The organism is Jeotgalibacillus campisalis (assembly GCF_000829515.1).
Lineage (GTDB): Bacteria > Bacillota > Bacilli > Bacillales > Jeotgalibacillaceae > Jeotgalibacillus > Jeotgalibacillus campisalis.
Window position 1 is genome coordinate 227097 of record NZ_JXRR01000001.1, and the last position, 15626, is coordinate 242722.

General features: G+C 41.6%; 11 protein-coding genes. All 11 read right to left on the reverse strand.

Features of this window, described 5'->3' with window-relative positions; translation table 11 throughout:
* Positions 1-6 precede the first annotated feature (6 nt).
* Positions 7-876 carry a carbohydrate ABC transporter permease gene (locus KR50_RS01055; RefSeq protein WP_041053750.1) on the reverse strand — a complete coding sequence of 290 codons (870 nt, stop codon included), beginning with the start codon at positions 874-876 and terminating at the stop codon, positions 7-9.
* A gap of 4 nt (positions 877-880) precedes the next feature.
* On the reverse strand, positions 881-3127 hold the full coding sequence (locus tag KR50_RS01060; RefSeq protein WP_041053752.1) for a DUF5696 domain-containing protein: 2247 nt from the start codon (positions 3125-3127) through the stop codon (positions 881-883).
* A complete protein-coding gene (locus KR50_RS01065) occupies positions 3120-5117 on the reverse strand; it encodes a YIP1 family protein (RefSeq protein WP_041053753.1) in 1998 nt (665 codons plus the stop codon). Before KR50_RS01065 ends, KR50_RS01060 begins: the two co-directional genes overlap by 8 nt.
* A 21-nt stretch (positions 5118-5138) precedes the next feature.
* Complete coding sequence (locus KR50_RS01070) at positions 5139-6026, reverse strand: carbohydrate ABC transporter permease (protein ID WP_041053755.1); 888 nt, start codon at positions 6024-6026, stop codon at positions 5139-5141.
* Positions 6027-6029: 3 nt separating this feature from the next.
* Entirely contained in the window at positions 6030-6935 is a 906-nt protein-coding gene (locus KR50_RS01075; protein ID WP_041053758.1) for a carbohydrate ABC transporter permease, read from the reverse strand.
* Positions 6932-9868: an extracellular solute-binding protein gene (locus KR50_RS01080; RefSeq protein ID WP_041053760.1), complete on the reverse strand. Its 2937-nt coding sequence runs from the start codon at positions 9866-9868 to the stop codon at positions 6932-6934. Before KR50_RS01080 ends, KR50_RS01075 begins: the two co-directional genes overlap by 4 nt.
* 34 nt (positions 9869-9902) lie before the next feature.
* Positions 9903-11264: an ABC transporter substrate-binding protein gene (locus tag KR50_RS01085; protein WP_052476644.1), complete on the reverse strand. Its 1362-nt coding sequence runs from the start codon at positions 11262-11264 to the stop codon at positions 9903-9905.
* A 143-nt stretch (positions 11265-11407) separates the two neighbouring features.
* Positions 11408-12379 carry a LacI family DNA-binding transcriptional regulator gene (locus KR50_RS01090; protein WP_041053762.1) on the reverse strand — a complete coding sequence of 324 codons (972 nt, stop codon included), beginning with the start codon at positions 12377-12379 and terminating at the stop codon, positions 11408-11410.
* A gap of 306 nt (positions 12380-12685) precedes the next feature.
* On the reverse strand, positions 12686-13672 hold the full coding sequence (locus tag KR50_RS01095) for a LacI family DNA-binding transcriptional regulator (RefSeq protein WP_041053765.1): 987 nt from the start codon (positions 13670-13672) through the stop codon (positions 12686-12688).
* 93 nt (positions 13673-13765) lie between these two features.
* Positions 13766-14596, reverse strand: coding sequence for a carbohydrate ABC transporter permease (locus KR50_RS01100; RefSeq protein ID WP_041053767.1), 831 nt, complete (start codon positions 14594-14596; stop codon positions 13766-13768).
* A gap of 37 nt (positions 14597-14633) precedes the next feature.
* Positions 14634-15533 carry a carbohydrate ABC transporter permease gene (locus KR50_RS01105; protein ID WP_041053773.1) on the reverse strand — a complete coding sequence of 300 codons (900 nt, stop codon included), beginning with the start codon at positions 15531-15533 and terminating at the stop codon, positions 14634-14636.
* Between the last annotated feature and the right edge of the window lie 93 nt (positions 15534-15626).

The window sequence follows — 15626 nt, forward strand, 5'->3', positions numbered from 1 at the left end:
ACCTCCTCATGATGCGTATCGTTTCTTGCTTTGACTGTTCATTATGACAAACACCAGGATTAAGATCAGACCAATAATCACGAAGTATACCCAGCTCAGCGCAGAGGCATAACCAAAGCCTGTGTCCAATTCGAACATCTGAACTTTTATGTGTTCAATAATTGGATTAAGAGAAAAAATTGAATAGGCAACGATGGTGTAGATCGTATTGACAACAATCATTGGAAAAATGCTCGGCAGTGTAACCTTCCAGAAGATTTCCCAGGTTGAAGCACCATCGATCATCGCTGCTTCGTAAATTTGACGGTCAATTTTCTGCAAAACTGCCAGGAAGATTAAAATCTGAACCCCTGAATACCACAAAATCATGATGATATTATCAAGCACATACAAAAGAATCCCAAATATGAACTGGTCTGCATTATCACTGGCCAAACTGTAAATAAATACTTCTTCAATGGATGGAATCGTCGTCACACCCATATCCTGCAATTCTTTCAATACAGGACCGCTGGCAATAATCACCGGCAGAAAAAAGATGGTTCTAAACAGTCCTCTCAATCGAATCTTCTGATTTAAAAGCAGCGCAATAATAAGAGAAAATACAATTATAATTGGCACAGAGATGAGCAGTTCCCTGAAAAAGACAATAAGGTAATTCATGAATACTCCATCAACAGTAAATGCATATTGAAAGTTTTCAAAGGAAACATAGTTTGTTTTTATTCCTTCTGTTGTTAAACTCACTTTATGAAAGCTGAGATAAAGAGAGTATAGAAGCGGAAATGCGGTAAAGGCGATAAATCCAATGATCCATGGAGCGATAAAGAGGTACGCTATGGATGGTTTAGGACGCTTTTTCAATACTTTAGCCATCTCCTTATGCTCCTTCCCATTGCTCGATCAGCTTGAAATCCGCTGGTTCAACTTGAGCATTTCCTTGTTCGAATCGTTCCATCGTATAATTCACGACAATCGTTTTTCCGTTTGAATACGTCACAGCTACAACTCCAGGTTCTATCACCTCGTGCTGGTCAATCGTTTCATTTTCTACTTCTTTTAATACAGTTGCCAAACGTTCATTTTTCTGTAAAATATCTTCTTTCCAAATACTGAATTGAGAGGTAAAAACATCAGATGATGCTGTATTGGCGAGTTTACTGGACGATTCTCCCGTGACAAAATAGGAAGGATACATGCCATACTCCGCCATTCGCAGAAGATCCTGCTGCTCATTCACTTGAAAGTTCACGTAGTTGGAGTAATAAGGAATGAACCCCTTTAGCACCATCTGCAGAAAAGGAATTGTGTCCGTTGCCATCATATAATTAGATGAATACATCGGCATATTTAGGTAATGGTGTGTTCCTGACCATACATAAGGGTTCGGCTTGTATACAGCAGGTTCTATTGTTTTGTCTGCGAGTGATTCAAACAGACTTTTGTAGGTCGCTTCTGCATCCTCCCGCGTTTTTTCTTTTCCTTCTTCATAATCGGAATACAGCATATAGCCGGTGGTGTCGACAGCCATATGGTTCAGGCCCCGCTCGTTAAATTCCAGCGCACTTTCTTCCGCCAAATCTTCAGAGACACTTGATTTCATAAAGTACATTTCATTGAAATATTTAGTAGCATTCCACGATAGCAGCTGAGAATTTGCTTGTCTGGCAACGTCATTGCTACCATCAAAGCCTGAAGCACCTTTATAAGCACTTGAAAATTCGTTGTATAAGTATAAGGGAATATCTTCGTCTGCCAGTTCGTCATGAAGCTGGACGAGCGCATCCTCTCCACCGATTTCTTTTTCAACCGGAAACGTTGCAGGTAGAGTGTTCGTGCGTCCCCCATTTGTCCACCCTTGGTATACAAGGAGCAAATCCTCCAAACCGTTCGCCTTAAGCTGATCTACATGCGAACGTACTTGATCAGCAGTCGTCATCGGTACGATCGAATCCCAGATCAGACCCGGTTTCGATTCTGCTCCAAGGTACTCGAGTCTCATGCTGTATTCATCTTCTCGATCCACCAGATCTCCTGCGGCAAGCATTTTTTCCTGATAGGTTTTCGCCATTCCCGCATAATCCGCTTTTTCGTTTTCAAGCACATGTATGTTCATTTCGATGTCAAAATCATTACGATCTTGCTGGTAAACATTTGTTCCGCTCATATCACGGCTCGTTGGCTGAAAATAGGTGTACCGATAATGGAACGTTGGAGAAATCCAGTAAAAATCGGTCGAGATCCCAGGTGTATAAGCACTAAGTTCAGCGTAATGTTCACCGCTTTCAATCACATTCAGCAAGCCGTTTTGATTGGTTCCATGAACAATTCCGTACAGCGGAAGGGTAAGAACATTCCCTATTCGTCTGCTTGTACTCATGTCATTGCCATAGATAGAAGCGGTAAAAGGGGCCGTGGCAAACTGGCTGTTATCACCGTAACGGATCAATGCCCCCGATCCATCAGGAATCATCATATACCCTTCCCGGTCATCATCAAATGAAGATCCTAAGAATGGATAGATCTCCATAGAGGTAAGACGGTTTCGTTTCCCTTCATCGATTTGATCAGATGGGACTCGTATGCTCAGTCCCTCCTCTGTCAAATCAACTTCAAGCTTCATTTCAACATTTGCTCCCAAAAAAAGAATAAACGCACTGAAGCCGTTTTCGGTTTGCGTTATCATCGTTTGTGAACTGTTCGTTTGAATGCTTTCCGTTTTACTATTTCCGCGCTGATCAATATAATCGATCGTTATAGCAGACTGCACAAATTGCTGCCATGTGTTATTTAATCGATAATCATCAGGATGATCCAGCCCTGAACTCCATACATAACCGGTTTCTTTGTTAACCGCCTTTATCGCAAGAGTCGCGGGTTCAACATACAGCGCAAGCCGTTCATTTTCAGCCATCAGCTCATACGGCTCGGAAACTTCCTCTTGAGAAGGCTGATCGGTTTGTTCAGGAGAAGCTTGCGTGAATTGATTCGATTGATAAAAAATGGATTGGGGAACATCGGCTGCAATCTCTTCAACCGTTTTTTCAATGGTGCTGTCATTTGCTCCAGCTACGGAACTTGAAAGGACGAAAGGAATCAACAATAAACCGAACCATCTTCTATACACGAATTATCACCTCACTCACTACTGAGAATAAAAAGTCAATTACTTGATTTAATAAAATGTAAAGAATAAACCCTATCAGGACGAGCATAATCATGCCAAATATCGTTAAGAAAATATTTCTGAAAGTCTCTGAGATCATATAGTTGTGAATCTCTTTGATCATGAAATATAAAATTATCACGCACCAACCGTAAATTAAGACGACCGAGTACTCAAAAATAAACGATTCATTTAATGTAATGACGTTTGACAGGAGTGTAACGGGAACCATAAATATTAAATATGGCGCCAGTGCATAGATGGTTCCGATGTATATGTCTTTAAATCTCCCTTGCCCGTCATTAATCGTACTAACCAAATAGTTTGAAATAATGAAAAGCAGGACAGGTCCGATGACAATTAACAGCTCTCTCACTAAAACAAAATTGGATTCATTCACTGTAGAAAAAATAAAGCCTGTTTGCAGTCGTGAATACAAATAAATGAGAATTAACGCTGCATATAAAAGGCTTGCCGAAAGCACAGAACCTTTTTGCTGCTTTCGTATGTAATAGAATCCATCAATCGGATGTTTAAGAAAATAACCAACAAAGGCCAGATCACTGACCAATCGGGATGCAGGACGTTTTTCCCAGGCATTTGAGATAATTCCCGTTTTTCTATCAGTGTATTTCAATGCTGACCAGCCAATCATTAAGGCAATCAGCACGATAATTGCAATGCCAAGATACTTTTGAAGCCATGTATGTCTCAGCTCCCAAAAGGCGTCAGAATAACCTGCGCGATCTTGTGCCAATTCATATTGCTCGAGTGCTTCATCATATCGCTGCTCTTTAAAATAGGCTCGTCCCATTGTAGTATGTGCAAGGCCAAACGATGAATTTAAATTCAGAACATTTTCCCAATACTCTCTGCTTTCGATATAAAGCCCTTCTTTAAATAAAGCAATTCCAGCATGAACTTCATTCATAAAAGCAGTAGGTCCAAACCGCTGAATCAGTCCTCTTTCACGGTCTGCTACATATAAAAACCCATTTGAATCAACCGCTATGCTGCTTGCCTGCTGGGATAATCCCCAGCGGTTATCTCCGTCATCAGGCCCCGAAAACATAAACAGCAAATTCCCAAAACTATCAAACTCGAAAATCGTGCCTTCATTATCAATCACAAACATATTGCCATTTTTATCTACCGTAATATCAACAAATGTTCCTTCCTCTACGATGTCGATTGGCAGCATATTATCCCCGGCCACATTCAGTTTTTTAATACGCTCAATCTCTGCACCTTGCGTGATCGAATAAATCAGCCCTTTCTCATCAATCGCAATGTTTTGTGGTGCGGGAGGGTTTCTCATGAACAGTCCGGAATCAATCGACAGCATGTCACGAAGCACAGAAGTTACAGCATTTTGTGTGCGGTTTACTCCGTAGTAGCCTAAGAATTCTCCATCCTGACTTAATTGAATGATCCCATTCGTTGAGCCTTCACTAATCACGTACAAATTTCCCCGGCGATCAATCACAACATTCGTTGGTTTAAAGGCTGATCGTTCACCGAATAATGGAGAATCCGGTTTTCCCAGTTCATTGACAACCTCATTTTCCTGATTAAATTGGATGATTTTAGAAGCACCATAATCAGCTACAAAGATCTCATCTTCTGGAGTAACAAAAACACCGGTTGGCTGCTGTAAAACGCCTGCACCAAATTCTTCAACTTTTTCCCCTTGCTGATTAAACTTGAAAACGGATTTTGTTCCGGAATCGACGACATATACGTGATTGCTGTGATCGATAAATAGATCTTCAGGATTTATCAAGCTGCTGTCTTGCTGAAATTGTCCTAACGGCAGAAAAGTTGTCTGGGTCTGAACCTCAGTTCCATCCACGTTTTCAGTCAGCGTAGGGTAAGGGATCGAGACTGCTGCATAGGTTTGAAGCGGAAACACAAACAAACAAAACGCTATTATCAAAAGTGTCTTTTTCATAACCTCCCTCCCTCTTTTCTTCTATTTGATTCCTGAGTGCGCCATCGTATTCATTACTTGTCGCTGCAGGAAAATGAAAATAATTAAATTCGGCAAAAACATGATTAGTGAAGCCGCTGCTGCCATTCCTTGACCGGCTACTGTATTGCCTTCAACCTGCGAAGCAAGTGTAGACATATAGAAAGCGAATGTTTTAAGCCCTTCATCATTAACGTACAAAGTTGAAGTTTCTATATTGTTCCATACAAGCTGGAACGACAAAATCGCAATCGTGGCAATTGCCGGCTTTACAAGAGGGACAATAATTTTCATGAAAATGAAATAGTCATTCGCTCCATCCAGCCTTGCCGCCTCAAGCAGTTCATCTGGTATTTGGTCGATAAACTGCTTCACCAGGAATAATCCAATCGGCATCGCGAGCAAAGGAAAGATATGAACAAAAAACGAATCAATCAAACCTACGTTTTCAATTAATAGATACCGCGGAATCCCTACTGCTGCAGGAACAAACATTAGCGCTACGGTGTTAATTTCAAAGATATATTTTTTACTGCGAAACTTCTTTTTTGATAACGCATAGCCAGCCATCGTACTGATCAAAACGGTAAATAACATCACAACAACTGTCGTGATAATACTGTTGAAAAAATAACGCGCCATCGGAACACCGGTTTCTGATGATGCAGAAAAGAGATCCGAGAAATTTTGCATCGTCGGCTTTTCAACAAAAAACCTTGGAGGAAAGGCAAATAGTTCATCGATCGGCTTAAACGCATGGAAGAAGATATAGACGATCGGCAGGGCCATAAAAATGGCAAGAGGAATCAGAAACAAGTAAAACTTCATCTGGCTCCAGTGAAACTTCGTTGGATTAATCTTTGTACCATGAAAATGAGATGTCTTAGCCATTTTTTACGCCTCCTCTTTGTCGCCAAATAATCTCCACGCTACCTTCGAGAATAAATACACAATAAATAGCAAAATAACTGATACCGCTGCTGCGTAGCCCATCTCATATCGGATAAACCCATAGTCTTCTAAGTGATTGACCATTAACTGACCTGCATATTGCGGTGTCGGATTCGAACCGGATAACGCCACACCGATAGCACCAGCTTGAAATGTTCCAACTACCGCCATAACCGCCCCAAATAGCATTTGAGGACGCATGGATGGGATCGTGATGTAAATAATCTCCTGAAATCGATTGCGAATACCATCGATGTAACCCGCTTCATAGATTTCACTGTCAATATTCAATACACCAGAGAGCATCGCTAGAAATCCAACGCCCATACTCCCCCAAAGAGTGACGACGATCATAATAGTCATTAAATACTCTGGCGACTGCAGGAATTGTATGGGTTCAAAAATCATCCCAAAAGTAATGAGGAGGCTATTTAAGTAACCCGTCTCATCCCCGCTGAAAATGATGGTCCACACAACAGACATCGCAATTCCAGCAGTCATGGATGGTGAATAAATGATCAAAGCCAGCACGGTACGCGGTCCTTTGGAAATCTGCGCAAGCATCCAGGCAAGAACAAAGGATAAAATATACCCGCCCGGCCCTACAATTAAAGCAAAGGTCAGCGTATTCGGCAGAACATACTGCATGAATACTTCATCCTGCGTGAGCAGGCCAATATAGTTTGCAAACCCGACAAAGCTTGGAAATTCTATCGCGTTAAAATAAGTGAATGATAGAATAATAGCCGCCAAAAAAGGAATGACGATAAACATCGTAAACAAGATGATATAAGGGCTTAAGAAAAACCACTGACTGCGATCACGATTTCCCGTACGTTTCTTATTCATTCTTCCTCGCCCCAGCTTTCTACCATTTCAATAGTTGGAACACGATACGGTTTCACTGTTTCACCGTTTTCAACGTAATCGAATTCCTCCATTTTGCGTGTAATTTCTCGATCAATGGCAATGATTGAATCATCAATTGCTGACCGCGGATTTTCTCCATCAAATACGATTCGATTCCAAATATTACTCAGCTCACGCTCGACCAGATAAGCACCTGGAATTTTAGGCACTTCTTTCAAATACTCCCATTGCTCCAAGATGATTTCTTTATGCTCTTCAGGCCAAGGCAGGTCTTTGAAAGCGTCTAAGTTGGCGGTATTCCACATGTATTCCGGTCCATAGAGAATCTGCAAAGTACTCGCAAATTCTGTCTGCGTCTCTGTCGACATCCACCACTTCAATAATTCCCACGATTCGTCCGGCTGGTCCGTCCCCTTAAAAATCATATCGGACTGTCCTGAACCCGTTGCCCAGCGCTCCACTTCGCCTTCTTCATTCTCCACACCCGGATGCAGTCCAATGTCCCACCATCCGGCAATTTCAGGAGCAGCAGATGTTAATTGCACATACGTTGTAAAAGAAGAAATTCCAATTGGCAGCGTTGAATAACGGAAGTGATTATAAAAATTCGGAACCTGTAAAGGCATACTGTAAATCGTATTTAAATCTGTCATAAAAGTTACCGCGTTTAAAGCCTCTTCCTCATCGATTGCTGTTGACATTCCGTCTTCTGCATAAACATCACCCTGAAACTGATAAATATATGGTGCTGTCGTTTGAAATGGTTTGAAGCCGATCGCACCCGATATCGGGGTATAGTAATTCATTCCATAGCGCTGAAGCTCAGGCAGTATCTCTACGACATCATCCCAAGTATCAGGAACCGGGGTATTCAATTCATTTAAGATATCTTTACGATAAAACTGAACAAAGAAGTCCTGGGTCTCAGGAAGTCCGTATACAGCATCATCAATCATCATCGGCAGAAAAGCTCCAGGTGAAAATTGATCCGAGTATTCTGCAAAGTCATCAAATTGACGAAGATCTTCTACTGCTCCCCGAATTCCCATTTCATACGGCAGCCAGTTACTCACGCCTAAAGCCAAATCCGGCTGCGTTCCAGCTGAACTGGCAAGAATGAGCTTTTGTTCATCCGGCATAAGAGAAAACTTCACCTTGATTCCAGTTTCTTCTGTGAACGTTTCATCAACCATTGTCTGCATCAATTCCACATACTGCCGTGGACGATTTACCCAAACATTCAGTGTCTCTTCATCTGTCTCAGAGGTTGCCAGTGTTTCCTGGGTAAAAGAAGCAAAAAAGCTTTTCACCCCTTCACGCATCGACCCCCACCAGCTCAACTTGGCATCTGGCAAAGACTCTCCTTCTCCGTGAACGTATAATCGGTCTACAGAAAGCGGAGTAGCTGTCATATCAATCATTAAATTGGCAAGTAATTGAGATACAGAGTTTGAGCCCTCTGATAGCTCAGTCATTCGATTTGGAACTTCATTCGGATCTGCCGCCAGTCCTCTAAGCTTCTCTTCTGACAGAGATAATGACGCATATTCTTTTGATTCTGATTGTCCATTTGTCATCGATTGAACATTCTCACCCAGTTCACTCAGGCGATCAGCCCAGCCGGTCAGCTGCTCTTCTACTTCGGGTAAATATTCAGTGATTTCCCACGAACGCGAACGGTCCTGCTGGTTCCCTGTCAATTTACGAACAGAAAGAGCAAGTTCATCAATCTCAGACATAATGTTTGAGATCTCATGAACAGTTGGCTGATAAGGAGCTGAACTTGCTTCTAAAGTAAGCTCATTTACTCCTTCATTTAAATAAAATAGATAGGGTTCATCTTCTTCAGACTGAAACGCTACATTTTGCCAATCCGACGAGTGCGGAATGCGATAAGAGCGCACTTCTTCAAATGGAACTTCGCCATTAATTTTCAGGGTCCTAAATACCGGTCCGCCTGTTCCTTTGTTTTGTTTAACTTTCAAAGAAACGGCATATAACCCGGCTTTAGGCGCGGTCATTTCCCATGTCATCTCTTGCCCGCTTTCAGACCAGGAATCAGCATTTATCACATTTAACAACCGATTTCCTAATTCATACGGCACAACATTTGCATCGTTTAGGGCCTCAGGACGAATATAAGAGCTGTTAAGATGGGTAAAATCTTCTGCTTCAATCGTTTCTAATCCCGTCCCTGAAGTTGAATCTTCTACTCCTGTTATGTAATCCGAGTAAGCAGGAAGCTTCTCTGGAGAACGCAGCGTTATATCTCCAAGGAGCACTTCTCCTCTTAACCCACTAATGGTAATCGTATTGGTTCCTTCTTCTAAAAGGTAAAGTAAGGGCTCATCATATAAATGACTTGCATCTTCTGCAAATACGTTGGACCATTGCGGGATTGCCACTTTCTTTGGAATCCGTTCATCCCCGTTTTCATCAGGACCTGGGTGGTCAGGGTCATTCATCCATTTTGACAAGAATGAAACACGGCGGCTTTCGTAATACGGATATTCTCCATTCACTTCTACTGCAACTTCAACAGGCAAAATAGGGTCACTCATTATGTAATAATCAAACTGAATCTGGTAAAGACCGCTTTCTTCTGCCTCAACCTCCACTGTCATTTGCTGATCCCGTTCCAACTTAACGGTCTCCCCGTCGTAGCCGTTACTATTGTTGGCATCAGCCAATTCTGCCCCTTGCAAAGTCCAATCAGCTGCAGCCAGAGGGATTTCTACTCCCTCTGTCCGCTGCTGACCTTCCTGCTGCCACTGGAGGAGGACATCTTGATAGGAATCTTCAATTAACTGGTCTGCCAATCCTTCCCCTTGACCCTCTTCTCCGCTGACAACAGCCGAATGACTGGTCAATAGTAAAAGGATCGCCAACCCAACAAACCACTTTCTTTTCATCGCTGTACCTCCTCCAGTTCATATTTTTATAGGTCTACTCTAAGTTACTAGCCGCTTCTTCATACGATTGTTCAGCCAGCGTATCAAGCTGTTGAGCATAATCTTCCAATTTCAACGTTCCTCTAGTAAACGCATCTACTAATTCAGATACATTAGCATTTGGAATATCCCCTACTTCCACGCCAGTTGGTGCTTCCCACCTTGACTGAGCGAATCCAGGAACAATTTTAACAGGCTCCGTGATGCCATTTTCAAGATTTTCATAAGCTAAACGGACGCCTGGCACTTCAAGAATGTCAAAGTACGCATCAAGCATTGCTTCATTTGTTGTAACAGGCAGTGAATTTAGTGCCTTTCCTTCCGCTTCAGCAAGTTCAACCCGCTTCATGTATCCTTCTTCACCAAAAGACATAAACTTAATAAACTCATAAGCTGCTTCTGCATTTTCAGTAGATTTCGAGATTCCCATATAGTCATTAACAATTACTGTTCTGCCACCAGGAATCCCGATGAAATCCCATTCATAATCAAGATTTTCAAGCATTGAAGCCGTTCCCCACGTACCGTCCCACTTCAACGCTACGCCGCCTTGCTGCCATACTTGTTCCGGATCTTCACCTTGGAAATTTGCTTTCTCTTCATCCGTTAACGTCTCATAGCCATATTTATTTGAAATGATGTCACTTGCAAGTGCGACTGCATCTCTAAATTCCTGTCCATCCAGCTCATAAGAACCTTCATTAAATGTGAACCAGCCGAGCTGATCATTTGCGGCAGACGGGTACCAGTCAGGAATGGCGAATGGATGATTCGTTCCTGCTACACCATTTGAAATATTGGTTACATCTGCAATGGCATCCGTAAACGTTTGAATATCCGGACCGTATTGTGGAACGTCTAAATTTGCTTCGTTGAATAGATCCTTATTTACGAAATAACCCAAGAAGTGCTGTGCAACAGGCAAAGCGACTACCTGGTCGTTATGCATCGTTGTCTCTTTTACCACTTCCGGAATCGCTGCAAAGTCATCATCTTCTGCCGTAAGATCTGTCAAATCCATTACCCATTCATTCGCTATTGCCGTTGGAACTTGCGGAATGGCAAACACATCCGGCATTGCTCCGCTTGACGCTGCTGCAGAAAGCGTTCCGTTCCAATCGTCAGCTGAAATCGTCTCATCGATTTCAACAGTAATATTTGGATGAGCTTCTTCAAATGCATCAAGCATCATACGATCTAAGTTCATTTCTTCTTCCGTACCAAATGTCCAGCTTGCTACTTTAATCGTTACTTCTTCCTCTGAACCCTCCTCTGTAGAACTGCTTTCTTCATCAGAACAGGCAATTAGCGCAAACGAAAGTGTTCCTACCCCTAAAATTGACCAAAACTTTTTCATCTTGTTTCCTCCCCAATTGTTGTTTTTATCCAAGCACTGCCTTTAAAGCAGCGCATTTGACCTCAATGCTTATATTAAAGCGCTTTCATTATTACTCTTAAATTAAATATCCGCATGACTGAAATAAAGATACGAACGATCAATTAACCTGAATCTCTCGAAACCAATTTCAGATTAATAACATGAGAAACCTCTTCACCCTGGTTTTCCAACATACCAAACAATTTACGAGCAGCCTGCACACCCCATTCTTTTCGCGGTACATGAACCGTCGTGAGGGCGGGCTGAATATATTTGGCTAACTGAATATCATCAAAACCTACAACAGCTGCATCATCGGGTACTTTTATCCCCGCCTCCGATAGAGCTCGTATGGTGCCTATCGCCATTTCATCATTTGCTGCGACAAAGCCTTCTGGAACTTCAGATGATTGAGACAAGTATTCAGTCATCGCTATGTAGCCGCTCTCTTCTGTAAAATCAGCCCGAATCAGCTGCTCCTTTTCACAAAATGACAGGTTGTACGCTGATAGACCCTGCTTAAATCCCTGTAAACGCCGTTCACCATCAAAAGAATCTTTTGATCCCGCAATAAAAGCTAAAGATGATGCCCCTTTTTCAAGCAAGTGTTTCGTACCAAGCAAAGCGCCTTCTTCATTTGGCAGCAGTACAGGCGTGATATTGGGATGCTCAATCATCCGATCCATGACTACTAGAGGAAACTTTTCATTCGCGACTTTTGTCAGCAGTTCATTTTCCATGTGGTAGTTTAATATAATTGCGCCGTCCACATAACGTTCAACTAAGAGACGATGCTGTTCAACTGATGAAGACACAACGAGTTCAAATCCTTTTTCCAGCACTACATCATGGATGCCTTCCATCATATCTGTGAAAAAGGGACCGGAAAATCCGCTTAAAAATAACCCAATGATATTCGTTTTTTGTTTCTTAAGGTTCTTGGCATTTCCATTCGGACGATAGCCCATATCATTGGCAATCATTTTGACACGATTTCTGGTTTCTTCAGGAATAAGCGGATTGTCGTTTACTGAATAAGAAACCGTGGATACGCTTACATTTGCTTTCCTGGCTACGTCCTTTAACGTCGGCAATGATCCTCCCCCTGCCCTATTAAATGGTAGAAACGATTCTATTGAAACGTTTCAATAGAAAATAAAAAAAAGGGGAATCCTCATCAGATTCTCGTTGAAACGTTTCAATAGACTAAGTATACAAAATGTATTAAAGATATTCAATGGTTTTTTTCCTTTTCTGACAATTTACCTATTTTCTTTCGACCTGCTTACTATCCAACCCATTTAACGGGCTAAAAAGACCAGTAAACAAAAAAAGGCGACCATTTTATGATGCAGTCGTAAAAAACCGGCATACATCATATAAAGATCGCTCTCTTTAATTTACTTCACTGATTTCCTCACAATCAGCTCAGTTGACAATTTATAGTACTGATTCACTTCTTCATCAGCCAGCTGCTGCAGGATTAAATGCATGGCTAATGCACCTGCTTCATATTTCGGCTGTTTAATCGTCGTTAAAGGCGGGGACATGAATTCTGACAGCTGAATGTCATCAAAGCCGATAATCGAGATGTCTTCTGGAATGCGGATCTTATTTTCTTTGAAAGCCTGCATTCCCCCGATGGCCATTTCATCATTGGCAAAGAAAACAGCTTCCGGCAAGCTTCCTTGAGCCATCAGCATTTTGGTCGCCCGGTATCCGCCTTCCCGGGTAAAATCTCCGTGCATCCGCCATTTAGGCTTCGGTTCTAAGTGATGCTCGTTTAACGCCGTAATATAGCCACTGTAGCGTCTATCACTATCGTGAGAGCCAGGCGGTCCGCTGATAAAAGCGATTTCCTTGGACCCTTGCTGAATTAAATGTTCAGTCGCCACATATCCTCCATGAAAATTGTCCACTTCCACCTGAACGACATAATCATTGTTTAAGTGACGATCCAGGATGATAATCGGAAAACCCTTCCTGGCTGATTCAGCAATGACTTCATCTGATATATTATGAGCTAAAATAATTGCGGCATCGACCCGCTTTTCTTTTAGAAATTTAACAGCAGTGGATTGCGGTCCCCCCTGTGAACTGCAGGCAATCAAGTCATAGCCGTGCGCTGTGGTCACTTCCTGAACACCTTTTGTCAGCTCTGAATAATAAGGTCCAGCTAAATCACTGAGAATCAAGGCAATCGTATTGGTCTTTGTTCGTTTTAAATCTGATGCAAATCCATTTTTTTGATAGCTTAATTCTCTTGCAGCTTCCATTACCTTCGTTCTCGTGGCCTGGCTTATTTTCGGGCTGTTATTTAAAGCATATGAGACAGTAGAAATTGCTACTCCTGCGAGCTTGGCCACATCTTTAATCGTTGCTGCCACAGCTTAATCCTCCATTCGTTTCTCTTCTTCAATGGTAGAGTCATTTCATTAAGCGTATCATTCCCCTTTGAAAATGTCTTTCTTTGGTCTTCATTATTTTAAGCCCGAAGTGGTAAACCCTTCGACAATATATTTTTGAAAAAATGAAAAGATGATAATGATCGGAAGAACCATAAAGGCTGCCCCTGCCATTTGAAGAGCGAAATTGCTGGCATATTGCCCTTTTAATAGAGATAAACCGACAGATAAAGTATATAGCGATTCATCATTTGCGATGATTAACGGCCATAAGAAGCTGTTCCACGCTGCGATAAAGGTTAAAATCCCCTGCACAGCGAAAATCGGTTTTGAGATCGGCATGATTAAACGGAAGAAGATATAGAATTCACCTGCTCCGTCCAGACGGGCTGCCTCGATAAGATCGGTCGGAATCGTTGCCATAAACATTCTAAATAAAAAGATACTGAATGCAGCCGCAAGACCCGGAAGGACAATCCCTGCCATCGTATTAATTAGTCCCATTTCATTTAACAATAGGTAAACCGGAATCATCGTTACCTGGCCGGGAATCATCATCGTTGCCAGAACTAGATAAAATACTTTTTCTTTATTCTTAAAATGGTATTTTGCAAATCCGTAGCCAGCCATTGCATTTAAAAATAATCCGATAAACGATAATAGAACAATAATAAGCGTATTTCTTAAGTAAACCCCAAAATTCATATTGGTAAATAGATTAATATAATTTTGAATCGTTGGGTTTTCAGCAAATAACGTAGGCGGCATTTGCAAAATTTCACTTTCGGGCTTGAATGAACTTGTAATCATCCAAATGAATGGAAGTGAAATAATGAAACCGCCAATAATGAGCAAAATTGTTGCGATCCATCTTTCTGTATTGCCTTTTGATTTTCCAGAAGCCATTAATTTTCACCCCGATACGATTTGATATCTTTCATTTTTAAATGTCATCATCCGCTTTTCTTAATTTAAATTGCAGAAGCGTTACAATAATGATCACGATAAACAGGACAAATGAACCTGCAGCTGCATAGCCAAATTCACTAAACTGGAATCCTCGCTGATAAATAAATAGCGCCATTGATACGGTGCCATCGAGCGGACCGCCCTGTGTCATAATAAATGGCTCTTCGAAGAATTGAAGCCAGCCGATGAGCGTTGTAACGGTAACAAAGAAAATAGCATAGCGCAAAAGCGGAATGGTAATGAAAAGAAGAATCTGCCAGCGTTTTGCTCCATCAATTTTCGCTGCTTCATAATAGGAATTCGGAATTCCTTGAAGAGCAGCTAAGAAAATGATCATATTAATGCCGATGCCTTTCCAGACAGCGAGCAAAATAAGTGAAAGCTTCGCAATAACAGGATGTTCGAGCCAAGGCACTTTATCTACATCAGCTAATGACAGCAGGTAATTGAACAAGCCGTATTCTGTATTGTAAAGAAAACCCCAGACAACAGCGATCGCAATAATATTTGTAATGGCAGGCATAAAATAAACTGCACGGAACACCGTAAAAACAAGGTTTTTCCCATAATTGAGCAGTAATGCAATTCCTAATGAAAAGAAAATCACAAGTGGTACTCCTATTACTACATAAAAAAATGTATTGAATACTGCTTTATGAAACACTGTATCTGCTAATAGATTGGTATAATTTTCAACGCCGATAAAGCTGATATTAGACCAGTCAGCAAGCCCTTTAAGATCCATATCAGTAAAGCTGATAACAAACGCAATGATAATCGGAATTAGACTAAATAAAATTAAAATAAGCAACGCTGGTGCGATAAATATAAACGGGTGCCGATTGCGCACCGTCCCCTTAACAAGCTGGTTCATCAAAGTTCTCCACCTACTTTCAATCTCTTCATTCATACGGGTCAGCATTTTACAGTGCGGATTTCATTCGATCTCGCCATGTAAGTAAGCAAG